22 protein-coding genes, 1 tRNA gene and 2 pseudogenes are annotated in these 24,564 nt (G+C 66.6%); 8 read left to right on the top strand and 17 right to left on the bottom strand.

All coding sequences use genetic code 11. The features are described 5' to 3' along the window. Positions 1 to 78: 78 nt before the first annotated feature. The gene (gene panD, locus SRAH_RS01170; RefSeq protein WP_029461527.1) at positions 79 to 459 is read left to right on the top strand and encodes an aspartate 1-decarboxylase; all 381 of its coding nucleotides are present in this window, start codon (positions 79 to 81) and stop codon (positions 457 to 459) included. A gap of 23 nt (positions 460 to 482) precedes the next feature. Here the strand turns inward: panD and SRAH_RS01165 are convergent, their stop codons facing one another. The 10 genes and pseudogenes from SRAH_RS01165 to SRAH_RS01120 form a co-directional block, all read right to left on the bottom strand. Then, the gene (locus tag SRAH_RS01165) at positions 483 to 1,139 is read right to left on the bottom strand and encodes a hypothetical protein (RefSeq protein WP_052369034.1); all 657 of its coding nucleotides are present in this window, start codon (positions 1,137 to 1,139) and stop codon (positions 483 to 485) included. Between the two features lie 86 nt (positions 1,140 to 1,225). Further along, positions 1,226 to 2,860: an L-aspartate oxidase gene (gene nadB, locus SRAH_RS01160; RefSeq protein ID WP_045475739.1), complete on the bottom strand. Its 1,635-nt coding sequence runs from the start codon at positions 2,858 to 2,860 to the stop codon at positions 1,226 to 1,228. Next, on the bottom strand, positions 2,857 to 3,690 hold the full coding sequence (locus SRAH_RS01155) for a segregation and condensation protein A (protein WP_045475735.1): 834 nt from the start codon (positions 3,688 to 3,690) through the stop codon (positions 2,857 to 2,859). Before SRAH_RS01155 ends, nadB begins: the two co-directional genes overlap by 4 nt. Before the next feature lie 60 nt (positions 3,691 to 3,750). Further along, entirely contained in the window at positions 3,751 to 3,963 is a 213-nt protein-coding gene (locus tag SRAH_RS01150; RefSeq protein ID WP_029461523.1) for a DUF3460 family protein, read from the bottom strand. Between the two features lie 55 nt (positions 3,964 to 4,018). After that, positions 4,019 to 5,080: a class 1 fructose-bisphosphatase gene (locus SRAH_RS01145; protein ID WP_045475733.1), complete on the bottom strand. Its 1,062-nt coding sequence runs from the start codon at positions 5,078 to 5,080 to the stop codon at positions 4,019 to 4,021. Between the two features lie 63 nt (positions 5,081 to 5,143). Further along, the gene (gene pepN, locus SRAH_RS01140; protein ID WP_029461521.1) at positions 5,144 to 7,894 is read right to left on the bottom strand and encodes an aminopeptidase N; all 2,751 of its coding nucleotides are present in this window, start codon (positions 7,892 to 7,894) and stop codon (positions 5,144 to 5,146) included. A 44-nt stretch (positions 7,895 to 7,938) separates the two neighbouring features. Continuing rightward, positions 7,939 to 9,043 (bottom strand): peptide chain release factor 2 gene (gene prfB, locus SRAH_RS01135; protein ID WP_149028897.1). Its coding sequence is split into 2 segments (ribosomal slippage): positions 7,939 to 8,961 and positions 8,963 to 9,043, totalling 1,104 coding nucleotides; the frame shifts between segments, so codons are not numbered across the junction. A 128-nt stretch (positions 9,044 to 9,171) separates the two neighbouring features. Further along, a complete protein-coding gene (locus tag SRAH_RS01130) occupies positions 9,172 to 9,498 on the bottom strand; it encodes an XRE family transcriptional regulator (protein WP_029461519.1) in 327 nt (108 codons plus the stop codon). Further along, positions 9,479 to 9,856 (bottom strand): annotated as a pseudogene (locus SRAH_RS01125) (type II toxin-antitoxin system RelE/ParE family toxin). Before SRAH_RS01125 ends, SRAH_RS01130 begins: the two are co-directional and overlap by 20 nt. Positions 9,857 to 9,928: 72 nt before the next feature. Then, positions 9,929 to 10,909, bottom strand: coding sequence for an alpha/beta fold hydrolase (locus SRAH_RS01120; RefSeq protein WP_029461518.1), 981 nt, complete (start codon positions 10,907 to 10,909; stop codon positions 9,929 to 9,931). A gap of 26 nt (positions 10,910 to 10,935) precedes the next feature. Here SRAH_RS01120 and SRAH_RS01115 point away from each other — a divergent pair, with 26 nt between their 5' ends. From SRAH_RS01115 to SRAH_RS01105, 3 genes are all read left to right on the top strand, one after another. Then, positions 10,936 to 12,783: an acetate--CoA ligase gene (locus tag SRAH_RS01115; RefSeq protein ID WP_082209999.1), complete on the top strand. Its 1,848-nt coding sequence runs from the start codon at positions 10,936 to 10,938 to the stop codon at positions 12,781 to 12,783. A 44-nt stretch (positions 12,784 to 12,827) separates the two neighbouring features. Beyond that, positions 12,828 to 15,419 carry an ABC transporter permease gene (locus SRAH_RS01110; RefSeq protein WP_082209998.1) on the top strand — a complete coding sequence of 864 codons (2,592 nt, stop codon included), beginning with the start codon at positions 12,828 to 12,830 and terminating at the stop codon, positions 15,417 to 15,419. Positions 15,420 to 15,505: 86 nt separating this feature from the next. After that, positions 15,506 to 17,011, top strand: coding sequence for an amidase (locus tag SRAH_RS01105; RefSeq protein WP_029461515.1), 1,506 nt, complete (start codon positions 15,506 to 15,508; stop codon positions 17,009 to 17,011). Positions 17,012 to 17,083: 72 nt separating this feature from the next. On the opposite strand, the gene SRAH_RS01100 is transcribed toward SRAH_RS01105, so the two are convergent. Together SRAH_RS01100 and SRAH_RS01095 are read right to left on the bottom strand one after the other, a co-directional pair. Next, positions 17,084 to 17,398, bottom strand: a complete 315-nt coding sequence (locus tag SRAH_RS01100; RefSeq protein ID WP_029461514.1) for a hypothetical protein — start codon at positions 17,396 to 17,398, stop codon at positions 17,084 to 17,086. Further along, the gene (locus tag SRAH_RS01095; protein WP_029461513.1) at positions 17,391 to 17,678 is read right to left on the bottom strand and encodes a BrnT family toxin; all 288 of its coding nucleotides are present in this window, start codon (positions 17,676 to 17,678) and stop codon (positions 17,391 to 17,393) included. The genes SRAH_RS01100 and SRAH_RS01095 overlap by 8 nt, the downstream gene beginning before the upstream one ends. Before the next feature lie 74 nt (positions 17,679 to 17,752). On the opposite strand from SRAH_RS01095, the gene coaBC reads away from it, so the two are divergent. Beyond that, the gene (coaBC, locus tag SRAH_RS01090) at positions 17,753 to 18,973 is read left to right on the top strand and encodes a bifunctional phosphopantothenoylcysteine decarboxylase/phosphopantothenate--cysteine ligase CoaBC (protein ID WP_029461512.1); all 1,221 of its coding nucleotides are present in this window, start codon (positions 17,753 to 17,755) and stop codon (positions 18,971 to 18,973) included. 25 nt (positions 18,974 to 18,998) lie between these two features. Further along, on the top strand, positions 18,999 to 20,060 hold the full coding sequence (locus SRAH_RS01085; RefSeq protein ID WP_045475730.1) for an MBL fold metallo-hydrolase: 1,062 nt from the start codon (positions 18,999 to 19,001) through the stop codon (positions 20,058 to 20,060). Here the strand turns inward: SRAH_RS01085 and SRAH_RS01080 are convergent. Next, complete coding sequence (locus SRAH_RS01080; protein WP_029461510.1) at positions 20,057 to 20,956, bottom strand: recombination-associated protein RdgC; 900 nt, start codon at positions 20,954 to 20,956, stop codon at positions 20,057 to 20,059. The two genes, SRAH_RS01085 and SRAH_RS01080, sit on opposite strands and share 4 nt — an antisense overlap. Before the next feature lie 197 nt (positions 20,957 to 21,153). Between SRAH_RS01080 and SRAH_RS01075 the strand changes: the two genes are divergently transcribed. Then, positions 21,154 to 21,230: transfer RNA gene (locus SRAH_RS01075), tRNA-Arg, on the top strand. A gap of 112 nt (positions 21,231 to 21,342) precedes the next feature. Here SRAH_RS01075 and SRAH_RS01070 read toward each other — a convergent pair. From SRAH_RS01070 to SRAH_RS01060, 4 genes and pseudogenes are all read right to left on the bottom strand, one after another. Further along, complete coding sequence (locus SRAH_RS01070) at positions 21,343 to 21,837, bottom strand: GNAT family N-acetyltransferase (RefSeq protein WP_029461509.1); 495 nt, start codon at positions 21,835 to 21,837, stop codon at positions 21,343 to 21,345. Further along, complete coding sequence (locus tag SRAH_RS01065; RefSeq protein ID WP_029461508.1) at positions 21,834 to 22,121, bottom strand: type II toxin-antitoxin system TacA family antitoxin; 288 nt, start codon at positions 22,119 to 22,121, stop codon at positions 21,834 to 21,836. The genes SRAH_RS01070 and SRAH_RS01065 overlap by 4 nt, the downstream gene beginning before the upstream one ends. A gap of 127 nt (positions 22,122 to 22,248) precedes the next feature. After that, a pseudogene (locus SRAH_RS12520) lies at positions 22,249 to 22,425 on the bottom strand (YgjP-like metallopeptidase domain-containing protein); the annotation flags it as partial. Between the two features lie 81 nt (positions 22,426 to 22,506). Further along, the gene (locus SRAH_RS01060; protein ID WP_029461507.1) at positions 22,507 to 23,274 is read right to left on the bottom strand and encodes an oxygen-binding di-iron domain-containing protein; all 768 of its coding nucleotides are present in this window, start codon (positions 23,272 to 23,274) and stop codon (positions 22,507 to 22,509) included. A gap of 318 nt (positions 23,275 to 23,592) precedes the next feature. Between SRAH_RS01060 and SRAH_RS01055 the strand changes: the two genes are divergently transcribed. Beyond that, positions 23,593 to 24,558: a S49 family peptidase gene (locus SRAH_RS01055; RefSeq protein ID WP_052369033.1), complete on the top strand. Its 966-nt coding sequence runs from the start codon at positions 23,593 to 23,595 to the stop codon at positions 24,556 to 24,558. Positions 24,559 to 24,564 lie beyond the last annotated feature (6 nt).

Raw genomic sequence — 24,564 nt, 5'->3', positions numbered from 1 at the left:
TGTCACAATCGCGCCGGTTTTGCGGCTGCTTTGTGCCGCGCTTTGGTGGCGCCTTGGTGCCGCCCGGAGTTTTGTCCTATGTTTCGCACCCTGCTCAAATCGAAAATTCACCGCGCCACCGTGACCCACTGTGAGCTGCACTACGAGGGCTCGTGCGCCATCGACGAAAACCTGCTCGAAGCCGCCAACTTGTGCGAGAACGAGCAGATTCACATCTGGAACGTCAACAACGGCGAGCGCCTCGTGACCTACGCGATTAAAGGCGAGCGCGGCAGCGGCATGATTTCGCTCAACGGCTCGGCGGCGCGGCGGGCGGCGGTGGGCGATCTGGTGATCATCGCCGCCTACGCCCAGGTACACGAAGACCAGGTGGCCCGCCACGAGCCGCAACTGGTGTTTGTGGACGCGCACAACCGCCAGACCGCGCTGCGCCACCACGTGCCGACGCAGGCGCTCTGAGGCCCTCGGAGGCGCGCGCCGGCTCAGGGCTGGCGCAGTTGCTTGAGCTCCCATACCGCCGTCATGCGGCCGGCGAAGGTGAGGTCGAGCGTGGCGCCGCTGCCGTCTTGGCTTAGGCGCACGCCGGGCTGGGGTGGCGGTGAGGTTTGTTCGACCGCCAGCAGGCCAGCGGGCCAGTGCAGGCTGAGCCGGGCGTCCATTGGCAGGTAGCCGTCGAGGTAGCGCCGCATCAGTGGGCCGGCGTGCAGCGTCCAGCGCCCAGGGCCGCTGGATTCGAGCGCCTGCGTGCGCAGCCCGATGCACACATGGCCGCCGCGCTGCACGTCGGCGAGTTCAACCCGGTGCCCTTCAACCCAAGCGCGACCGATGCCGCTGCTTTCCAAAATTTCGAGGTGTTGCAGCCGCTCGCGGTTGAAGGCCACAACCACGCGCCGGTTTGGGTCGAGCTGGCGGTGGCAGGTGCGCAGGGTGACGACGCCGGTTTGCAGGCTCAGCGCATCAAGCGCGGTGTGGGCCTCGTAGCGGTAGGCCAGCGGATCGGGCCGATCGGCCAAGAAGCGCAGCTGGCCTGCGAGCGCCACGTCCTCGATTTGCAAGGGCGAATTTTGCGCCGTTGCCGCGCCGCTGGCCAGTGCGAGCAGCAGGGCGCTGGCGTTGGCTATCCAGGGGCGCTTGGTCATGCGGGCTCTCCGGTTTTGTAGGGTGGTCGGCGCATTATGCGCCCGCAGCCAAAAATAGGAGGCCAGCAGGGTCGGCCCGCGCCGGTCTAGGTGCGCGGGCGGGAGGCTGGGTCGAGCACCGTGGGCTGCGCCTGCGCCAAGGTGTGCGGGTGGTCTAGGCTGTGGTGCAGGCCGCGGCTCTCGTGGCGCGCTTGGGCGCTGCGCACAATCAAATCGGCCACCTCGACCAGGTTGCGCAGTTCCAGCAGGTCACGCGTGAGGTGAAAGCTGCGGTAGAACTCTTGGATTTCGGCGCGCAGCAGCGCGATGCGGTGCGCGGCGCGTTCGAGCCGCTTGTCGGTGCGCACAATGCCCACGTAGTCCCACATGAAGCGGCGCAGTTCGTCCCAGTTGTGGGCAATCACCACCTGCTCGTCGGCGTCGCTGACGCGGCTGGTGTCCCAGGGGCGCACCGGTGCCAGTGCCTGCGGCGTTTGGGCCACGATGTCGGCCACGGCGGCGCGGGCAAACACCACGCACTCCAGCAGCGAGTTGCTGGCCAGCCGGTTGGCCCCATGCAGGCCGGTGCAGCTGGCTTCGCCCACCACGTACAGGCCGCTCAGGTCGGTGCGGGCGCGCAGGTCGGTGAGCACGCCGCCGCAGGTGTAGTGCGCCGCCGGCACCACCGGAATGGGCTCGCGCCGGATGTCGATGCCCAGCTCGGCGCAGCGCGCCAAGATGGTGGGAAAGTGCTCTTGCAAAAAGGCCGGGCTCTGGTGCGAGATGTCGAGATAGACGCAATCCAAGCCGTGCTTTTTCATCTCGAAGTCGATCGCGCGCGCCACCACGTCGCGCGGCGCCAGTTCGGCGCGTGGGTCGTGCTCGGGCATGAAGCGGCGCGCACCCAGCGCGGCCGGCAGCAGCAGGCGGCCACCTTCGCCGCGCACCGCCTCGCTGATGAGGAAGCTCTTGGCCTTGGGGTGATACAAGCAGGTGGGGTGGAACTGGATGAACTCCATATTGGCCACGCGGCAGCCGGCGCGCCAAGCGGCGGCAATGCCGTCACCGGTGGCGGTGTCGGGGTTGGAGGTGTAGAGGTAGACCTTGCCCGCACCGCCGGTGCACAGCACGGTGTGCGGGGCCACGAAGGCTTGCACCTCGTCGGCGCTCTCATCAAAGGCGTAGGCTCCAAGGCAGCGCCGGCTCGGCCAAGTGGGCGCCAGGGCGTGGCGGTCGCTCAGGATCAGGTCGACCAGGTTGTGGGTCTCGAACACCTGCACGTTGGGGGCGGCGCGCACGCGCTCGATCAGCGTTTGCTGCACGGCGGCGCCGGTGGCGTCGGCGGCGTGCACGATGCGCCGGTGGCTGTGGCCGCCTTCGCGCGTCAGGTGCAGCTCGCCCTCGTGGAGGGTGAAGCGGGTGCCCATCTGGCGCAGCCAATCGATGGCGGCGGGGGCGTTTTCTACCGTGTAGCGGGTGGCGTCGGGGTCGCACAGGCCGGCCCCAGCCACCAAGGTGTCGTCGATGTGGGCCTGGAAGCTGTCGTCGTCGGCCTGCACGGCGGCGATGCCGCCTTGGGCCCAGCCGCTGGAGCCGTCCTCGATGGTGCGCTTGGTCAGGATGGCAACGCGCAAATGGCTGGGCAGCAGCAGCGCGGTGCTCAGGCCGGCCAAGCCGCTGCCGACGATCAGCACGTCAAAAGCGCGCGTCGGGGCGCTGGTCAAAGGTGGGGTTTGGCTCATGGTGTGTGGGCCGAATTATCGGGCGTGTCTAGCCCGGTGCCGGGGCCCAGGCGAACATAAATCGGCGCATAGGCGCTGGCTTGGGTGAGCTCGATCAGCCCTTCACGGGCCAGTTCGAGCAGGGCGATGAAGTTCACGATCAACACCGCCAAACCTTGCTCGGGTTGGAACAGCTCGCCAAATTCAGCGAAACGGCGCCGTTGCAACTGGCGCAGGATCTGGCTCATGAAGGCGCGCACGCTCAGCCGCGGGCCATCGATGCGGTGGTGTTGCACGAGCTGGGCGCGTTGCAGCAGCCCGCTCCAGGCCTGTGCCAGTTCGCTGGGGCTGATGGAGGGCAGCGGCGCGGGCCCGGCCGCGAGCACGGCGGCCTGCGCCAGCCAAAAATCGCGCCCGAGCTGCGGCAGTTGATCGATTTTTTGCGCCGCCTGTTTGATCTGTTCGTATTCGAGCAGCCGGCGCACCAGTTCGGCGCGTGGGTCTTGGGCTTCGGCCTCGGGGCTGCTGCGCTGGGGCGGCAGCAAAAGGCGCGATTTGATTTCGATCAGCAGCGCCGCCATGAGCAGGTACTCGCCCGCCAGCTCCAGGTTGTGCGCGCGCACCTGCTCCACGTAGCCAAGGTACTGGCGCGTGACTTGCGCCATCGGGATGTCGAGGATGTTGAAATGCTGCTTGCGAATCAGGTACAGCAGCAGATCCAGCGGCCCTTCGAAGGCCTCGAGGAACACCGCCAGCGCCTCGGGCGGAATGTAGAGGTCGGGCGGCAGCTCGAACAGCGGCTCGCCGTACAGCCGCGCCAGCGCAGTCGCTCCACTGGGCGAAGGGTTCATGCGTGCGCAGACCCGGCCGGGCCGATGGGCGTAGCGGCTGCTGCGGCGGCGCCTGCGGGCTCAGCGCAGCGTCGGCTCGGTTTGATACACGTAGGGCTTTTGGGGCACGCGTGCGGCCTTGGCCTCTTGCCAAAATGGGCGATCCACCGATTTGTCCCACAGCAAGGCCCGGCCTTGGCGCTGCTGCGCCTCCAGCTCGGGCTCGCGGCTCTTGAGCGAATCCAAAAACTCGGTGGTGTCGGAGCGGTAGTGCGGGCGGGCAAAGAGTGACATGGGGCGTGGCTTGTGTGGGGTTGCTGGGGCGGGCAGGGCAATGGCGCTGGCCGTATTATGAAAGCTTGGCGGGCGGCACAGCGCCGGCATCGGATGCGGCAAGTTCTGGGTGGCAGCGCACGATGTGTTCGACTTCGTTGCGCGAGCCCAAGATTACGCTCACGCGCTGGTGCAGGCTGTGCGGCTGCACATCCAGTATGCGCTGGTATCCGGTGCTGGCGGCGCCGCCGGCTTGCTCGACGATCCAGCCCATGGGGTTGGCTTCGTAGAGCAGGCGCAGCTTGCCGGGTTTGTGCGGTTCGCGCTTGTCCCAGGGGTACAAAAACACGCCGCCACGGCACAGGATGCGGTGCACGTCGGCCACCATGGAGGCGATCCAGCGCATATTGAAATCCTTGCCGCGCGGGCCTTCGCGGCCTTGCAGGCAGTCGTCGATGTAGCGCCGCACGGGTGCATCCCAGTGCCGCATATTGCTCATGTTGATGGCAAATTCGCTGGTATCTTCGGGTATTTGCACGCCATCTTGCGTCAACACCCAAGAGCCCTGCTCGCGCTCCAAGGTGAACATGGCGACACCGTTGCCCACCGTGAGCACCAGCGTGGTTTGCGGGCCGTAGATGCAGTAGCCGGCCGCCACCTGCTGCGAGCCAGCTTGCAAAAAGTCGGCCTCGGCCACCGGCTCGATGCGCTGCGGGTCGTCGTTGTGGCGGCGCAGCACCGAAAAGATGGTGCCGATGCTGACGTTGACGTCGATGTTGCTGGAGCCGTCGAGCGGGTCGAACAGCAGCAGGTACTCGCCTTGGGGGTAGCGGTTGGGTACGGCGTAGATGCCGTCCATTTCTTCGGAGGCCATGGCCGCCAGGTGGCCGCCCCATTCGTTGGCCTCGATCAGCACCTCGTTGGCGATGAGGTCGAGCTTTTTTTGCACCTCGCCTTGCACGTTGGCGCTGCCCGCGCTGCCCAGCACCTCGCCCAGCGCGCCTTTGTTGACGCTGATGGCGATGCGCTTGCAGGCGCGCGCCACCACTTCGATCAGCAGCCGCAGCTCGGGCGGGATGCTGCCGTGTACGCGCTGTTGCTCGATCAGGTAGCGGGTCAAGGAGGTGCGTGGGCTCATGGTGTGGGCTGTGCTCGGGATTGGATGGCGTCAGGTTTGGCAGGGTCGAGTTTAAGCCCGCGTTCAGGCATCCGCAGCCAAGGCGCGGGTGACGATTTCGCTCACGTCTGGGCTCAGGCCGGGGTGGCGCGCCACGTCGGCCAAGGCCTGGCGCGCCAGGCTGCGGTAGGGCTCAACCAGCGGCTGCCAGCGCTCGAGCGCGCGCGCCAGCCGCGCCGCCACTTGCGGGTTGAAGGCGTCGATTTCGAGCACGCGCTCGCGCCAGAAGGCGTAACCGCTGCCGTCGGGGCGGTGCAGGGCGGCGGGGTTGGCGTGGCAAAAGGTGCCGATCAGGCTGCGCGCGCGGTTGGGGTTGCGCAGCTTGAAGTCGGGGTGTTGCAGCAGCGCTTTAACGCGCGCCAGCACCGAGCCGCCCTGGTCGGGGGCGCTGGCTTGCAGGGCAAACCATTTGTCGAGCACCAGTTCGTCGTGCCGGTAACGCTGGTGCATGCGCTCCAGCGCGGGTTCGGCCAGCGCGTGGCCGCTGTGCAGCAGGGCTTGCAACGCTTGCTGCAACTCGGTCATGTGGGCGGCGTCTTTGCAGCGCTGGTAGGCGCGGCCGGGCCAGACCGTGTCGCCATTGCTGCGGGCGGCCAGGCACAACATGCCCAGCGCCAAACCGGCTAGGGCGCGGCGGCCGCTGGAGGCGGGGTCGGGCCGGTAGGCCGCCCGGGGTTCGTGGTGCGCTTCATAGGCCCAGAGCCAATCCACATACAGGGCTTGGGCCAGTTGGCTGCGCACGGCCTGGCGCACGGCGTGGATGCGCGGCGGGTCCACTTGCTGCACTTGCTCGGCCAGATAGGCTTCGCTGGGCAAGGTGAGCAGCAGTTCTTTGAAGGCCGGGTCCAGCCCGGGCTGGCGCAGCACGGCGCTCAGGGCCTGCACGGTGGTGGCGTCGAGCACCGTGGCCGGGATGGGGCCGTTGCTCTCGGAAGACTGGCGCAGCGCCGCCAGCATTTGGCGCAGCAGCAGTTGCTGGCCCGCCTCCCAGCGGTTGAAGGGGTCGCTGTCGTGCGCCAGCAGGGTGAGCCAGTGGGCGGCATCGAAATCGCCCTGCAAAATCACCGGGGCGCTAAAGCCGCGCAGCAGCGAGGGCGTGGGGGCGCTGTCCAGCCCGGCCAGCCCGGTGAAAACGAAGCGCTGCTGCGGCTCGCTCAACACCAGGGTGCGGCTTCCAGCTACGGCTTGGGCCTCGCCTTCAAGCTGCAAGGGCAGGGCGCGGCCATCCGGGCCGAGCAGGCCGAGCGTGACCGGAATCACGAAGGGCGCTTTGTGCGGCTGGCCCGGCGTGGGCGGGCAGTGCTGGCTTAAGTTGAGGGTGAAGTGGCCTAGGGCCGGGTCGTACTCGGTGCGGACTTGCACACGCGGGGTGCCGGCTTGGGCATACCAGCGCTTGAAAGCCTCCAGATGCTGCGCCAGCGCGCTGCCGGGGTTGGCGTCGGCCATGGCCTGGGCGAAATCGTCGCAGGTCACGGCTTGGCCGTCGTGGCGCTCGAAGTACAGGCGCAAGCCACGCGCCATGCCGGCGCGGCCCAGCGGGTCGAGGGCGGCATCGCTCACCAGCGTCTGCATCATGCGCACCACTTCGGCCCCTTTTTCGTAGACCGTGAGGGTGTAGAAGTTGTTGATTTCGGCGTACTGGTCGGGGCGCACCGGGTGCGCCATGGGGCCGGCGTCTTCGGCGAACTGGTTGCTGCGCAGCAGGCGCACGTCTTCGATGCGCTTGACCGCACGCGCCGAGGCGCTGCCGGCCATGTCCTGGCTGAACTCCTGATCGCGAAACACCGTCAGCCCCTCTTTGAGGCTGAGCTGAAACCAGTCGCGGCAGGTGACGCGGTTGCCGCTCCAGTTGTGCAGGTACTCGTGCGCCACCACGCTCTCGACGTTCGCGTAGTCGGCATCGGTGGCGCTGGCGGGGCTGGCCAGCACGTATTTGGTGTTGAAGATGTTGAGGCCCTTGTTCTCCATCGCGCCCATGTTGAAGTCGCTGGTGGCGACGATCATGAAGCGCTCCAAGTCCAGCGGCAGGCCAAAGCGGGCCTCGTCCCAGGCGATGGCGGCCATGAGCGAGTTCATGGCGTGCTCGGTTTTGTCGAGGTCGCCGGGGCGCACGTAAATCTGCAGGGTGTGCGCTTGCCCGCCGCGGCTGATGATTTTTTGCTCGCGCTGCACCAGCTTGCCCGCCACCAGGGCGAACAGATAGCTGGGTTTGGGGTGCGGGTCGTCCCACACGGCGTAGTGGCGGCCACCTTCGAGCGCGCCTTGTTCGACCAGGTTGCCGTTGGAGAGCAGCACCGGGTAGGCGGCTTGGTCGGCGCGCAGGGTGACGCGAAAGCGCGCCATCACGTCGGGCCGGTCCAAAAAGTAGCTGATGCGCCTGAAGCCCTCGGCCTCGCACTGGGTGAAGAAGGTGCCTTGGCTCAGGTACAGGCCCATGAGCTGGGTGTTTTTACCCGGGTTGCAGGTGCTGAACAGCTCCAGCTCGAAGGGCTCTGGGCCTTCGGGCAGGCGCTCCAGCAGCAGTTGCGCGCCTTCGATGCGAAAGCTGCAGCCGCTGCCGTTAAGCAGCACGCGCGCAAGGTTGAGCTCCACGCCATCGAGGCGCAGCGGCTGCGCCGGCACGGCGGGGTTGCGGCGCAGGCGCATGCGGTTGAGCACGCGGGTTTTGGCGGGGTCGAGGTCCAGCGTCAGGTCCACCGAGTCGATAAAAAACGCGGGGGCGGTGTAGTCGTGGCGCAGCACCAGGTGGGGGGCAGGGCCTTCGCGCAGGGTCATGGTGGCTTTCGGTGGTTGGGTGCTAGGTGCGGTGGGGGCAGCGCTCAAACGCCTTGCTTGAGTGAGGCTTCGATGAAGGGGTCGAGGTCGCCGTCGAGCACTTTTTGGGTGTTGGAGATTTCGAGGTTGGTGCGCAAGTCTTTGATGCGGCTCTGATCCAGCACGTAGGAGCGGATCTGGTGCCCCCAGCCGACGTCGGTCTTGCTGTCTTCGAGTTTTTGCTGCGCTTCCATGCGTTTGCGCATTTCGTAGTCGTACAGGCGCGAACGCAGCCGCTGCCAGGCGAGGTCGCGGTTGCTGTGCTGGCTGCGGCTGTCTTGGCACTGCACCACGATGCCGGTGGGCAGGTGGGTTAGGCGCACCGCCGAATCGGTCTTGTTGATGTGCTGGCCGCCGGCGCCGCTGGCGCGGTAGGTGTCGGTGCGCACGTCGGCGGGGTTGATGTCGATTTCGATCGAGTCGTCGATTTCGGGGTAAACGAACACCGAGGCAAAGGAGGTGTGGCGCCCGCCCGAGCTGTCGAAGGGGCTTTTGCGCACCAGCCGGTGTACGCCGGTTTCGGTGCGCAGCAGGCCAAAGGCGTAGTCGCCCTCGATTTTGATGCTGGCGCCCTTGATGCCGGCGCTGTCGCCCGCGGTTTCGTCTTCGAGCGTGGTTTTGAAGCCCTTGCGTTCGGCGTAGCGCAGGTACTGACGCAGCAACATGCTGGCCCAGTCGCAGGCTTCGGTGCCGCCGGCGCCGGCCTGGATGTCGAGAAAGCAGTTGAGCGAGTCGGCCGGGTGGTTGAACATGCGCCGGAACTCGAGTTTTTCGACTTCGGCGCGCAACTGCGCCACTTCTAGCTCGATGGTTTCGAGCGCGGCTTCGTCGCCGTCGGCGGCGGCGAGCTCGAACAACTCGCTGTGGTCGGCCAGGTCTGAGGTGAGGCGCTCGAGCACCTTCACCACGTTTTCGAGGCTGCGCTTTTCGCGCCCGAGCTCTTGGGCGCGCTTGGGGTCGTTCCAGACCGCCGGGTCTTGGAGTGCGCTTTCGACTTCGCTCAGCTTGAGGGCTTTGGCATCGTAGTCAAAGATACCTCCGCAGCTCAAGCGTGCGCTGGCTCAGGTCGGCCAGCAGGGCGGCGAGGGTGTTTTGGCGTTCAGCTTCCATGATTCGGGCTCGGTTCTGTAATTCGGATGCGGCGGTGCGCAGGCAATCGCGCATTTTCTCATGCGCCGGGGGCGCTTTGAGCTAAACGCTCCAAGGCCAGATCGAAGTCTGCTGGCGGCAAGCGTGGTTCAAACTGGTGCGGCCTTGCCCAGATCGGAGAAATTGGTGATCTTGACCGCACCGTCGGGGAAGCGCGCGACCACCTCCAGCTCGCCGCCCATGGCTTCGATGTGGCTGCGCAGGGTGGAGAGGTACATGTCGGTGCGCTTCTCGATTTTGGCAATCGAGGGCTGCTGCACGTGCAAGACCTCGGCCAGCATTTTTTGCGACAGCCCACGCGCCTGGCGCAGTTCATTGAGCGGCATCTCTGCCAGCATGGCCTGCGCCTGGGCTTGGGCCCGAGCGCGCGCTTCGGGCGACATCTGAGCGCGCAGATCAGCGAATTTCTTGGCCATGGATCAGCCCTTCATTGAGCAGTTGTTGCAAATGTTCGTCGTAGAGCCGGTCTGCCACCGGCACCTGGACGTCGTACCAGCGCTCGTCCCCGGTCTTGTCGCCACCGATCAGCAAGATGGCGCTGCGGCGCGGGTCGAAGGCGTAGAGCGTGCGCTAGGGGCGGCCTTGGTGCTGCGTCCTGAGTTCCCGCATATGGCTGTGCCGCGAACCCTTGATCCCGCTGCTGTGCGGAAAGCCCAAGCTGGGGCCCCGCGCTTCGAGCAACTGCACCGAGGCCGCCAGCGACTCCTGCTCTGCCTCAGATAGCGTGCCCCACCAGCGACCGAATTCATCGGTGTATTCGATGTCCCAGATCATGGCTGAAATATAACCTGCAGGGAATATGTGGTCAAGGGGCTTGCGCCCCGAAGCCGTGAGACACCAGGCGAGCTAGGCCAAAAATTCCTGCAGCAAGGCCGCCAGCGCTTCGGGCTGGTCGTGGTGCAGCATGTGGCCGGCATCGGGCAGGCGCTCGATGCGGCAGTCGGGCAGCACCTGCAGGCGCTGGTGGAACTGGGCCCGGGTGTATTCGCCCTGGCGGTACCACTGGCCTAGGCTGTCGGCCTCGGCCTCTAGCACCAGCAGCGGGGCGCGGATGCTGGCCCACACCGCCAGCACCTCGTCGGCCCGGTACAACTGGGGGTTGACGATTTTGTGCGCCGCATCGCCCAGTATCTGCCACTGGCCGCTGGCATCGGGGGCGGCCCAGTGGCTGGCGAGCCAGTCGGCTTTATCGGGGGCCAAGCGCGGGTTGGTTTTGCGCAGCCGCTGCGCCACGGCCTGCGCGCTGGGGTAGCTTTTAAGGGCCAGCGTGCCCTGGCGCAGCGCACGGATTTCGTCCAACCAGCGGGCGTAGCGCTGCGGGGCCTGCTCGGGCTGGCTGTGCGGCAGGCCAAAGCCCTCCACATTCACCAAGCGGCGCACCCGTTCGGGCCGGATGCCGGCGTAGAGCATGGCCACATTGGCCCCCATGCTGTGGCCGACGAGGTCGATCGGGGCCTCGGCCGGGCGGCCCAAATCGGTGTTGAGGCGCGCTATCAGGGCGTCGAGGTCGGCCAGGTAGTCGGCGAACTGGTAGTGGTCGGCGCTGCCGTAGTCCTGCGGGTGTTCGGCGGGGTGGGTGGATTCAGACGCGAGCGGGCGCGTCTGGCCAAAGCCGCGCCAATCTGGGGCGACGATCAGGCGCTGGTCCAGCCAAGCGGCGGGCCAGGCATCGACCATAAACTGCCACGAGGCCGACACATCCATCCAGCCGTGCAGCAGCAGCAGCGGGGTTGAGCCCGGCGGGTAGTGGCCCCATTGGCGCAGGTGGTGGTTTTGCCCGCGTAGGGGCACAAAAAAGGTGTGGCTGGGGTGGCGGATTGGGTACATTGCAGGGATTATTCAGGAGACCGACCATGCCCAGGTGTCAAACAGCGGACAGGCCACACCCCAAGCCCGGCAAAAAGCCCGGTGCTGCTGAGGCAAAGCGCAGCAAGGCGCCCAATGTATCCGGCTCTGACAGCGCCGACCCCTACGCTGCCCTGCACGCCGATTTCCACTGGCAGGTGCCGGCGTTTTTCAATATCGCCCAAGCTTGCTCGCGCCGCTGGGCCGAGCAGGCGCAGAGCGCCAGCCAGACGGCGGTGATTGCCGATGGGCCCGAGCGCAAGCCGCGCGCGCACAGCTACGCCGAGCTGCAGCAGGCGGCGAACCGACTCTCCAACGGCCTGCGGCTGCTCGGGGTGCGTGCGGGCGAGCGGGTGGCGATTGCGCTGCCGCAGTGTTTCGAGACCGCCGTGGCCTACGTGGCGGTGCTGCAACTGGGGGCGGTGGCGGTGCCGCTGTCGCAACTGTTTGGCCCCGAGGCGCTGGAGTTCAGGCTGCAAGACAGCGCCGCCAGCGTGGCGCTGGTGGACGGCAGCACCAGCGCCGTGCTGCAGGGTGTGCGCGCCCAGTGCCCGGCGCTGCGCCACGTGCTGGGCTTGACCGGCGCTTGCGACCCCGACATCATCGATTGGCCCGCGGTGCAGCAGGCGGCAAACGCCGATTTTGCGCTGGTGCCCACCTGCGCCGACGACCCGGCGCTGCTGATCTACACCAGCGGCACCACGGGCAACCCCAAGGGCGCGCTGATCCCGCACCGGGCGCTGATCGGCAACCTGAGCGGCTTTGTCTGCAGCCAAAACTGGTTTGGCTTCGACCCGCTGGACGCCAGCCAGCCCTCGCAGGCGGTGTTCTGGAGCCCCGCCGATTGGGCCTGGACCGGCGGCCTGCTCGATGCGCTGCTGCCGACGCTGTATTTTGGCCGCCCTATCGTGGCCTGGAGCGGGCGTTTTTCTGCCGAGGCCGCCTTTGCGCTGCTGCAGCGGCACCGCGTCACGCACACGTTTTTGTTCCCGACCGCGCTCAAGGCGATGATGAAAGACTGCCCCCGGCCACGCCAGCGCTACCGGCTGCGCCTGCAGGCCGTGATGAGCGCGGGCGAGGCGGTGGGCGATGCGGTGTTTGACTACTGCCGCCAGCAGCTCGGCGTGACGCTCAACGAAATGTACGGCCAGACCGAGATCAACTACGTGGTCGGCAACTGCGCGCGCCTGTGGCCAGCGCGGCCTGGCAGCATGGGCCAGGCCTACCCTGGGCACCGGGTGGCGCTGCTCGACGAGCAGGGGCAGGAGTGCCCCGAGGGCGCGATCGGCGAGGTGGCGGTGCACCGGCTGGACCGGCATGGCCAGCCCGATCCGGTGTTTTTTCTGGGTTACTGGAACAACCCCGGTGCCACGCGCGCCAAGTTCAGCGCCGACCCGGCCTCCAGTTGGTGCCGCACCGGCGACCTGGCGCAGCGCGACGCCGAGGGCTACCTGTGGTACCAGGGCCGCGCCGACGACGTGTTCAAGTCGGCTGGCTACCGCATCGGGCCGGGCGAGATCGAGAACTGCCTGATCAAGCACCCTGCCGTGCTCTACGCCGCCGTGGTGCCCAAACCCGATGCGCAACGCGGGGCCTTGGTCAAGGCCTATGTGGTGCTGGCGCAAGAGGCGGCGCAGCGGCGCGCGCGCTGCCTCGACCCGGCGCAAGACTTCGACGCGGCGCTGGTGGTCGAGTTGCAGGCCCACGTGAAAGGCCGGCTAGCGCCCTACGAGTACCCCAAAGAGATCGAATTCATCGACGCCCTGCCCATGACCAGCAGCGGCAAGGTGCAGCGCCGGCTGCTGCGACTGCAAGAGCTGGAGCGGGCGCAACCGGCTGCGGGCGGGCGCCAGTAGAGCCGTCCGCTGGGTTATCGGCTTTGGGTTAGGCTCGGGGGGTCATGAACGCCCACGCTGCCGCCCCCAAGCCTGAGCCCGCCTCAGCGCTCCCACCCCCGATTCCACCGGCCCCCCGATCCGCCTCGTTTTGGGGCATAGGCTGGCGTGCCCTGCGGCGCGACGCCCGCGCCGGCGAGCTGCACCTGTTGCTGCTGGCGGTGGCCTTGGCGGTGGCGGCCCTGACGGCGGTGGGGTTCTTTGCCGACCGGCTGCAACAGGGCCTGCAGCGCGATGCGCGCCATTTGCTGGGCGGCGACGCCGTGGTGCGCAGCGACCGGCCCCTGCCGCCGGCCTTTGTGCAGCAGGCGCAAGCGCTGGAGTTGGAGCTGACACAGCACCTGGGCTTTCCCACCATGGCGCGTGCCGACGACGCCCAGGGCGGCACCGTGCGCCTGGTGGCGCTCAAGGCGGTGCAAGACAACTACCCGCTGCGCGGCCAATTGCTGGTGGGCACGGCTTTGGGCGACCCAGGGCAAGCCACCACCGAGGTGCCGCGCCCGGGCACGGTCTGGGTCGATCCGGCCTTGCTGGCGGCGCTGGGGGTGCAGCTTGGGCAGGCGCTTTGGCTGGGTGACAGCCGCCTGACGATCGAGCGCCTGATCGTGCTGGAGCCCGATCGCGGCGGCGGCTTTGCGAGCCTGCAACCCCGGGTGCTGCTGCATCAAGATGACTTGGCCGCCACCGGCCTGGTGCAGCCAGCCAGCCGCATCTCTTATCGGCTGGTGGTGGCCGGGCAAGATGCGGCCGTGCAGCAATACGTGGCCTGGGCCGCAGCCGAGATTGAGCGCAGCGGCCTGCGTGGGGCGCAACTCGAATCTTTTGAGACCGGGCGGCCCGAGTTGCAGCAAACCCTGCAACGCGCCGAGCAGTTCCTCAGCCTAGTGGCGCTGCTGGCGGCGCTGTTGTGCGCGGTGGCGGTCTCCATTGCCGCGCGCGTGTATGCCACGCGCCACCTCGACGACTGCGCCATGCTGCGCGTGCTGGGCCTGTCGCAGGCCACCATGGCGCGCGCCTACGCGCTGTCGTTTGTGCTGGTGGGCCTGTTGGCCAGCCTGATCGGGGTCTTGTTGGGCTACTTGGTGCACCACGGTTTCGTGCTGCTGCTGGCCGAGTTGCTGCGCGCCGACCTGCCGGCCCCCAGCGGCTGGCCGGTGCTGTTTGGCTTGGGGGTGGGCCTGACCCTGATGCTGGCCTTTGGCCTGCCGCCGGTGTTGCAACTGGCGCGGGTGCCGCCGCTGCGCGTGATCCGGCGCGAGGTGGGCGGCATCAAGCCAGCCTCGCTCGGGGTCTTGGTTCTGGGGGCGCTGGGTTTTGCCGCGCTGCTGTTGGCCGTCAGCCACGACCTGTCTATGGGCCTGATCGCGGTGGGCGGTTTTGCCGCGGCGGCGGCGCTCTTTGCCCTTGGCAGTTACGCGGCGGTGCGGCTGCTGCGCCGCTTTGTCAATGAAGCCACGGCCCCCACCTGGCTGCGCTTGGCAACACGCCAGATCGCGGCCCGCCCCGCCTATGCGGTGCTGCAAATCACTGCGCTGGCCATTGGTTTGCTGGCGCTGTTGTTGCTGGTGCTGCTGCGCACCGACCTCATCAGCAGTTGGCAGCAGGCCACGCCCGCCGACGCCCCGAACCGCTTCGTCATCAACATCCAGCCCGATCAGGCCGATGCCTTCCAGGGCAATTTGCGCGCCCAGGGCGTCGAAGGTTTTGACTGGTACCCGATGTTTCGTGGCCGCTTGGTGGCCATCAACGACCGGCCGGTGGACGTCGATGCGATCCCGACCGACCGTGGCCGCCGCTTGGTAGAGCGCGAATTCAACCTCTCGCACAGCGCGCTGGCGCCCACCCACAACGCCATCGTCGCCGGCCGCTGGCAGCCCGAAGAGGCGGGCAGCATCAGCGTGGAAGACGGCTTGGCCGAAGAGCTCGGCCTGCAACTGGGCGACCGCCTCACCTTCGAGATCGCCGGGGCACCGGTGCAGGCGCGCATCAGCAGCCTGCGCGAGGTCGATTGGTCGTCGATGCGGGCCAACTTTTTCGTGCTGTTTCCGGTGTCGCAGTTGCCCGAGGTGCCGGTGACCTACCTGAGCGCCTTTCGGGCCCCGGCCACCGCAGGCTTTGACGCCGATCTGGTGCGCGCCTACCCCAACGTCACGGTGATTGACCTGAGCAGCACGCTGGCGCAGTTGCAGCAGGTGCTCACGCAGGTTACCCGGGCGGTGGAGTTCTTGTTTTCATTCACCCTTGCGGCGGGGCTGGTGGTTTTGTTTGCCGCCATCGGGGCCACGCGCGGCGAGCGCGAGCGCGAGTACGCCATTTTGCGCGCCCTGGGCGCCCAGACCCACCTGTTGCGGCGCGTGCAGCGGGCCGAGTTGGCCGGGGTCGGCCTGCTGGCCGGCCTGATGGCGGGGCTGGCGGCGCTGGCCACGAACTGGGCGCTGGCGCGCTGGGTGTTTGGCTTTGACTGGACACCAGCGCTGTGGGTGCCCTTGGCCGGTGCCGTGGCCGGCGCCTTGCTGGCGCTGGCAGCGGGGTGGGCGGGGCTGCGTTCGGTGTTGCGCACCCCGGTGGTGCAAACGCTGCGCCAAGCCGCTCAGTAGGGTGCCCCGCTAGGGGATGTACGGAGCCTCCCAAGGGCACAACTGCGCTCTAATGCGTGACAACGCGGTTTTCAACGGCCAGCCCCATGCCCAATTTCAACGACTACGATCAACACGACGCCCTCGGCTTGGCCGAGCTGGTGCGGCAAGGCGCCGTGAGCGCACGCGATCTGCTCGACGAGGCGATCCGCCGCCGTGACGCGCTCAACCCGCAGCTCAACGCGGTGGTGCAGGCCATGGACGAGCAAGCCTATGCGGCCATCGAAGCCGGCCTGCCCGAGGGGCCGTTTCATGGTGTGCCCTTTTTGCTCAAAGACCTGCTGGCCGCCTACGCCGGGGTGCCGCTGACCCATGGCAGCCGCGCCCTAAGGCACTACGTGCCGGAGCGCGACAGCGAAATGGTGCGCCGCTTCAAGGCCGCCGGGCTGGTGATTTTTGGCAAGACCAGTTGCCCCGAAAACGGCTACCTGGGCAGCACCGAATCGCGCCTGCACGGCATCACGCGCAACCCCTGGGATTTGCAGCGCTCGGCCGGCGGCTCCAGCGGCGGCTCCGGGGCGGCGGTGGCGGCGCGCATCGTCCCCATGGCCAGCGGTGGCGACGGCGGCGGCTCGCTGCGCATTCCGGCCTCGGCCTGCGGCGCGGTGGGGCTCAAGCCCTCGCGCGGCCGCAACCCCTACGGGCCGCTGGTGGGCGAACCCTGGTTTGGGCAGGTGCAAGAGGGCGTGATCAGCCGCAGCGTGCGCGACACGGCCGCCGCGCTCGACGCCACCTGCGGGCCAGACCTGGGCTGCCCCTACACCGCGCCTGCGCCGCCTAGGCCCTTTTTGCAGGAAGTGGCGCAGCCGCCGGGCAAGTTGCGCATTGCTTGGAGCGCGCAACCCCTAATGCGCCAAGGCGAGATCAGCGCCGAATGCCAGCGCGCCTTGCAGCAGACGGTGGCGCAGTTGCAGGCCCTGGGGCACGAGCTGGTCGAGGCGGCGCCGCCGATAGACCGTGCCGTGGTGGGAAGCAGCTATGTGCTGCGCGTGATGTGCGCCGCCGCCGCCGACCTGCGCGAGGCACGCCGCCTGCTGGGTCGGCGCTTGCAGCCCGACGACTTCGAGCCCGCCACCTGGCTGCTGGCGCGCTTTGGTGAATCGCTCTCTTGCGCCCGGCTGGAGCTGGTGGCGCGCGACCTGCACCCGCAGCGCTACCTATTCGAGCGCTTCATGCAGGGGTTCGATGTGTTCCTCACGCCCACGCTGGCCAAGCCGCCGGTGCCGCATGGCGAATTCGAGTTGCACGGCATGGACAAAATCGCCGCTTGGCTCGCGACCCACGCCGGCCTCGGGCCGCTGACGCGGATGCTAGACGCCATGCTGCCCACGCTGGTGCAAAAGAACTTCGATTGGGTTGCCGCGCCGCCGCTGGCCAACCTCACCGGCAACCCCAGCCTCTCGCTGCCCTTGCAGCACAGCAGCGAAGGGTTGCCCATAGGCATGATGTTCACTGCCCGTTACCTTGATGAGGCTTGTTTGCTGCGGCTGGCGGGCCAGTTGGAGCGCGAGCTGCCATGGCAACAGCGGCGGCCGCCTTTGCTGGCGCAGTGAGGCAATGGGTGCTGGTGCGGGGTGCTGGTTCGGGTGGAGGGCAACCGTCGCTGCGCGAGTGATCAGGCCTTGTCAGCTTGTGATCGAACTGGATGGCTGCGGGCTGGCTTGGGGTGCGTGCGCACGGTCGGCCAATTCACCGCTGGCGTAGCGGTGCAGCACGCTGGCAATCAGGGTTTGGTACGGCATGCCCTGCTCCAGCGCCTTGGCCTGCAGATCCAGCAAGTCGATGGATGAGAGGCGAATATTGACCCGTTTGTCTTTGATCGCGGTCGCCCGCGCCGCAGCGCGCAGCCGCCCAAACTCGGCCAAGTCGGGCACGGGCTGCAGTTCGCCCGATTCGTAGGCGTGCAAGATGTCGAGTTCGTCGGGGTTGAGATTAGACATCGTCGGGCTCCTTCACGAGCAATTCGCGCGTGGCTTTGCGGCTGGGAATGATGGTTTTGAGGAAGTAGTGATCGCTTTCTTCGATAAAAGGCACAAGATAAGCGTACCGCCTGATCGCCACCACCATGATCCGCTGGCGCGGGTAGCGCTGCGGATTGGGGTGTTCAAGGATTTCTAGCAAGGCACCTGCGCTCAGGGCAACCGTGACATCTTCAAAGGACACGCCGCGCTCCGCCTTGAGCAGCGCGTTTTTGTCGGACGGCCAGCGCAAGGGTTTCATGGGCAATCATCCTAGCATGAGTGCAGGCCTTTTGTCATGCCCCCGAAGCCCGCTGGTGTACAGTCGCGCCCATGATGAACGACTTGGCTAGCAAACACATCGTCTTGGGGCTATCGGGCGGCATTGCCTGTTACAAGGCGGCCGAACTGTGTCGCTTGCTGATCAAGGATGGGGCCACGGTGCAGGTGGTGATGACCGAGGCCGCGTGCCAGTTCATCACCCCCGTGACGATGCAGGCGCTCAGCAACCGACCCGTGGCGACCAGCCAGTGGGACGCGCGCGAACCCAACAACATGCCGCACATCAACCTAGGGCGCGAGGCCGACGCGATACTCATCGCCCCCGCCAGCGCCGATTTGCTGGCCAAGCTGGCGCAGGGGCGTGCCGACGACCTGCTCACGCTGCTGTGCCTAGCCCGCCCGCAGGAGCGCGTGCCGCTGCTGCTGGCTCCGGCCATGAACCGCGAGATGTGGGCGCACCCGGCCACCCAGCGCAATGTGGCGCAAGTGCGTGCCGACGGCGCGGCCGTGTGGCCGGTGGGGCAGGGCGAGCAGGCCTGCGGCGAGAGCGGCGACGGCCGCATGCTGGAGCCCGAGCAGTTGCTGGAGTTGCTGCAAGCGCAGTTCCAGCCCCGGTGCTTGGCCGGGCAGCGGGTGCTGGTCACGGCCGGGCCGACCTTCGAGGCCATCGACCCGGTGCGCGGCATCAGCAACCATTCCTCGGGCAAGATGGGTTTTGCCATCGCCCGCGCCGCCCGCGAGGCCGGGGCCGAGGTGCGGCTGGTGGCCGGGCCGGTGCACCTGCCCACGCCGCTGGGGGTGCGCCGCACCGACGTGCAATCGGCGCTGCAAATGCAGGCGGCGGTGCAGGCCGAGCTGGAATGGGCCAGCGTGTTCGTGGCCGCCGCCGCCGTGGCCGACTGGCGCCCCGCGCACAGCGCCGAGCAAAAAATCAAGAAAGACGGCAGCGGCCAGCCGCCGAGCTTGCAGTTCGTAGAAAACCCCGACATTTTGGCCGAGGCCGCCGCCAGCGAGCGTGCGCGTGCCGGGCAGCTTTTTTGCGTCGGCTTTGCCGCCGAAAGCCACGACCTGCAGGCCCAGGCCGAAGCCAAGCGGCGGCGCAAGGGCGTGCCGCTGCTGGTGGGCAATATCGGCCCAGCCACCTTTGGCCGCGACGACAACGCCTTGTTGCTGCTCGATGCCCAGGGCTGCAAGGCGCTGCCCGCGGGCCCCAAGCTGCACCTGGCGCGCGCGCTGGTGGCCGATATTGCGCGGCGCCTGGGGCCGGCGGTTTAAGCCGCTCTTAACGGAGAACCCACACATGACACCGCCAAGCGCCCCCCAAAACGCACCGGGTCAGCAGCCCCTCAACCGCTCGCGCCGCCGCCTGCTCTTGGGCGCGGCCGGGGCCGGGGCGGCGGTTACGGCGCTGGCGCTCACGGCCCCGGTGCGCTCGCTGGCGCAGCAGGTGCAAGAATTCATTGCTGGCCCGCCGGTGCCCGACGTGGCGCCATTGCAGTTGTCGCCGCACGTCTGGACCATCCAGGCCCGCGACGGCTTTCCGACCCCGGAAAACCTTGGGCTTTTTGCCAACGTGCTGTTCGTTGTCACAAGCGCCGGGGTGGTGGTGCTGGATTCGGGCAGCTCTTTGCAGATCGGTGAGATGGCGATCCGCATGATCCGCCGCGTCACGCCGCAGCCGGTGGTGGCGGTGTTCAACAGCCACTACCACGGCGACCACTGGCTCGGCAACCACGCCTTCGTCAACGCCTTTGGGCGCGAGCTGCCGATCTACGCCCTGCAAGGCAGCAAAGACCGGATCGTGGGGGTGGAGGGCAACCTGTGGCGCAACCTGATGGAGCGCTGGACCAACCAGGCCACCGCTGGCACCCAGGTGGTGCCGCCCAACCGCGTGGTGCAGCACGGGCAGCGGCTGCGTTTTGGCCAGGTCGAGCTGGTGATGCACCACTACGGCGTTGCGCACACCCCCTACGACTTGTCGATCGAGGTGCGGCCGGACCGCCTCACCTATCTGGGCGATGTGGCCATGGAAAACCGCATCGCCAACATGGACGACGGCTCCTTTGCTGGCACGCTCGAATACTTCGAGAAGATCAGCCTGGCCGCGGGCGAACAGCTTTGGGTGCCCGGCCACGGCCGCGCCAGCCGCACCCTGCTGCGCGACTACGGCGAGTTCTTTCGCGGCATTTGGGAGCCCAGCCTGCAGGCGGTCAAAGACGGCCACGGCGTCGAGGTGGCGCGTGCCAATGTGCTCAAAGACCCGCGGGTGGCGCGCCATGCCAGCACCATGCTCGGCTTCGAGTCCAACATCGGGCGCTACATCAGCCTGGCCTTTTTGGAAGCCGAGCAACTGGCGTTTTAAGCCTGCAATCCGCCCAAGGCGGTGCTCAGGTCGTTGATCAGGGCGCTCAGTTCGGCGGTGGCGATGGTGGCGTCGGCGTCGAAGCCGCCCTCGTCTTCGGCGTGTCCGTGTTCGGCAAACACCCCATCCAGAAACGCGATCTTGCTCAGGCTGCCGCTCTCGGCCAGCACGAAGCGCACCCGCCCCTCCCAGTCCAGTGCCAGCTTGGTGGGCAGCTTGCCTTGGCCGATGTGCAGCCGCATCTGCTCGTCGTCGAGCGGGTGCCGGGTGAACTTGACCACCGATTTTTGTTCGTCGTTGGCCTTGAGCTCCACCTCCTGCCCGGGGGCAAAGTGGGGTGGCCAGTCGTCGGCGCTGCCGCTGAGCCAGGCCGTCATGGCCGCTTGCGCTGACATTTGGGTGTTCCAGGGCCGCGGCTGCAGGCTGGTAAACGACTTGAGCAGCGTGCTGATGGCCTCGTCGCAGCGCGCGCTGCTGCTGCTGTCGAGCGCCAAGCGACCATGCACCGGGTCGATCCACAAGCAGACGCTGCGGCTTTGGGCAAAAGCCATGGGCAGCAACTGCTGCACGATCTCGTCGCGCAGTTGGCGCTGCTCGCGCCGACCCGGCTGGCGCCCTTCGCGGGCCTCAATCTGTTCCAGCCGCTCATCGAGGTGGCGCTGCACCACCGAGCCGGGCACGCGCTTGCTCTCGCTTTGCAGCCGCAGCAGGCGCTGGCCGTTGATCAATTCCACCAGCGCCCCATTGGCCTTGCCGCGCGGCGGCACCCAACCGATGGAATGTTCTTGGCTGGGCAGGCAAGGCACAAAGGGCGCAGCAGCCAGGGCTTGTTCCATGGCTTCTAGGGCGGGCAGTTGCTGGGGGTCGAGGAGGTAGAGGGTGAGTTGTTTGAACACGTTGCGCAGCCGAAGGCCAGATTCCGAATTAAAAGTGCTAGTTATGCTCTAACCAGAGACTTCGCATTTTAGTGCAAGCCCAAGCCCTTGGTCCAAGCCTGAGCCTGCCCTTGGGGGGTGAGAGGCTGCTGGCACAGAATTTTTGGGCCCGTTTTCAAAACTGGCTTAAAACTGGCATACAATCACGGCTTCAGTATGCGGCTGTAGCTCAGTTGGATAGAGTACTTGGCTACGAACCAAGGGGTCGTGGGTTCGAATCCTGCCAGCCGCACCAAAATTTAAGTTATAGATCAATTGGGTTAGACGCTTCGGCGGCTAACCCATTTTTCTTTGCTGGGGGGCTTTTTGGGGGCGCAGCTTTGGCGCATGCCTAATTGGTTGTCGCCTTAAACAAAACGCCGAGCATCCTTGAGCAGGAGTATCAGCTGCTGCTCATGCTCGGGCGTCGCCTCGAAGCCAAAGCGGCGATAAAACGAGTCGGCATCGGCATCAATGGGGTGTGTCAATAGAGCCCGGACACCCGCGTGCTCGGCAATCGCAACCGTTCGGCGGATCGCGTCCTGCAGCAGACTCAAGCCAAGACCTTGCCCTTGGTAGTCGAGATCGACAGCAAGCCTGGCCAGAATGACCAGAGGGATCGGGTACTGACCCATCCCCCGACGAATGCGTTCGGGGGCCTCGATTGTGTCGATCTGGCCAACGGTCAAGCTGAAGTACCCGGCAACGCGGGCCCCATCGCAGGCGACGAAGGTTCTCGCCGAGCCGCTCCCTTGGGCTTGGCGTGCGTGGCGCAGCAGCCAGTGGGTGAGTCCAGATTTCCCGCAGTCGAACGCTTCCAGCCGATGTTGCGCTTCGAGTGGCTGCGGTGCCGACAAACTCATTTCTTGGCCCACACCGCAGGCCGGGAGAACAGATCGGCCAAACCGGGGTTGTCAGATTCCGGTCGATCCAGCATGTCCAAGATCGCTTGGTACTGGCTGGCGGAAACCATGAACAGGCGCTGGTCGAGCAAGGTCTGCTCGGCGGCTTGGTAAGCGGCATCGAGAATGAAATCGGTCAGCGACTTGTGCGCGACCTCGGCGGCGCGACGCAGCACGGTTTCCTGCGCAGGGGTTGCGCGCAGCCCAAGTCGGGCCGAGCGAGCAGCAGTGGTGGTGGCGTGCATAGCAATCGTCCTAGAGGAGTACATTGGGCTCAATGTTAGTACAAATGACGCTGAGCGTCAAGACGGAGCTCCCTTCAACGCCTCCAAGGCAGGTGGGCAACTGGCTACCGGTGAATGTCCGCAAAATTCATCGGCGTTTCAATGTTTCCAGCATATCCTTGGGTTTTGCCCCCTGTTCCACGACCACCAACAGGTGACGCCGTCCCCACAGTTGGTGGCTTTCGCGGGTGAGGTACCGACGTGGCTCTTCTCTGGCCTGGCTCTGGAGCGCCCGTTGCTGCTGCCGGATCCATGCCAGTTTTTCTTGTGCGCGTCTGAAAAGATTCTGGGGCTGGCTTGACTGCCGGCTGTCATGGCATAAACATGGGGCTTGGTATGCAGACCCTCACTTGGGGATGGCATAGTCCGCCTGCGTCAGGTGGTCCACGCCGCAGCTCAAGGTTTCGATCCAGTCGATAAACTCATGCACGGCGGGGCCGGCCAGCGGCGCGCCGTGCTGGGGCACGATCATGTGGATGGGCAGCTTGCGCACCATGTGGGCCCACAGCCTGAGCACCTTTTGCGAGACCATGTAGCGGCGGTGAAAGGCCTCCATGCGGGGGATGTTCGGCGCCAGCGAGGTGATGGGTTGGGAGGCCTCGGCCGAGGTGCCCAGCGACACGCCCAGATCGCCCGAAAACAAGATGCGGCTGACCGGGTCCCAGAACTGGAAATTGCCTTCGGCGTGCATGAAATGCGCCGGCAGCGCCACGATCTCGCCGCGGCCCAGCGGGATGCGCATGCCTTGGTCGGGGATGCCGATGATGCGCCCGGCGGTTTTGCCCGGCTTGCAGAAATGCGGTGCAAAACGCTCCCACAGGCGCGAAATGTAGAGCGTGGCCTGGGTGCTGGTCATCCAGCGGTCCAGCGAGGCGATGATGTCCGGGTCGGCGTGCGAGGCAAGGATTTCGGTCAGTTTGTTGGGTGGAAAGTAGCGGCTGATGGTGAGCAGCAGCTCGTTGTAGGCCACGTTGCCGCCCGGGTCGATGATGGCGCCCTGTTGCCCGTCGATCACCAGAAACTGGTTGGCCTGCACGGCTTCGCCGCCCTCATCGCTGAGGTGCGCGAACATCAGGCACACATGTCCGTCATGATTAAATAATTCGATCGCCATAGCCAAGTAGGCTCCGTAAGTGGGTAGTCCGCTGCGCCGCCGGGCGGGCGTGCAGAGCAAAGGGTGAACTGTAGTGAGCGCCGCTCCGGGCGGGCTTGACGTGCATCAAGTTGGGAGCGCCAGAGGCTGGGGTTGCTTCATGGAATGCGCCCATTTTCCGCCAAAACCGGCCCTGCCGTAAACCCGTGCCGAGGGGTATGCAGACACAGATAATTCCACATTGCTGCAGCAGTTGGCCCCGCGGCGCATAACATTTGCGCTTTTGCCGGCGACAATAGCGGCCACGCCGACTCTCAACCCTTCAAAGCCACGCCCCCCATGGACGAACCCACCCCGGCACCGAGCGCCAAAATCACGCCCGATTGGGAGCGTGAAACCCTAGAAAAGCTGGTTTTTGCCACCCTGCGCGAGCAACGCGCGGCACGGCGCTGGAAAATTTTCTTTCGCCTGCTCATGCTGGCGGCGGTGTTGTTGGTGATCGCCATGCTCATGCGCGACGTCGCCACCCGCGCCACGCTGACGGTGCCGCACACGGCGCTGATCGAGGTGCGGGGCGTGATCGCCTCCGACGCCGACGCCAATGCCCGGGCGGTGGTCGATTCATTGCGCGCCGCCTTCGAGGAGCCAACGGCCAAGGGGGTGCTGTTGTTGATCAACTCACCCGGCGGCTCGCCGGTGCAGGCCGGCATCATTGCCGACGAAATCCACCGCTTGCGCGGCCTGCACGACAAGCCCGTGCATGCCGTGATCGAGGAGGTGGGGGCCTCGGCGGCGTATTACGTGGCGTCGGCGGCCACCGCCATTCACGTGGACAAGGCCAGTCTGGTGGGCAGCATCGGCGTGATGATGGACGGCTTTGGCTTTACCGAGCTGATGCAGAAGGTGGGGGTCGAGCGGCGCTTGCTGACGTCCGGAGAAAACAAGGGTTTCATGGACCCCTTCAGCCCGCCCAACGAAGCCCAGGTGCGGCACACGCAGGCCATGCTGGACGACATCCACCAGCAGTTCATCGACGTGGTGCGCAAAGGCCGTGGCGAGCGCCTGCGCGAAACCCCCGAGACCTTCAGCGGACTGATCTGGAACGGTCAGCGCGCAGTCGAAAAGGGTTTGGCTGATGGCTTTGGCAGCGTCGAGCACGTGGCCAGCGAGGTGATTGGGGCGGCGCACATCATCGATTACACCCAGCGCGAAAACGTGGCGCAGCAACTGGCGCGGCGCCTGGGCGCGGGGGCGGGCGAGAGCGCCCTGCAGACGCTCAAAGAGTGGGGTTGGGTGCTGCGTTGAGTTTCG

The organism is Serpentinimonas barnesii (assembly GCF_000696225.1).
Lineage (GTDB): Bacteria > Pseudomonadota > Gammaproteobacteria > Burkholderiales > Burkholderiaceae_C > Serpentinimonas > Serpentinimonas barnesii.
Note: the sequence above shows the minus strand (reverse complement) of the source record. Positions and strands in the feature narration are given on the sequence as shown.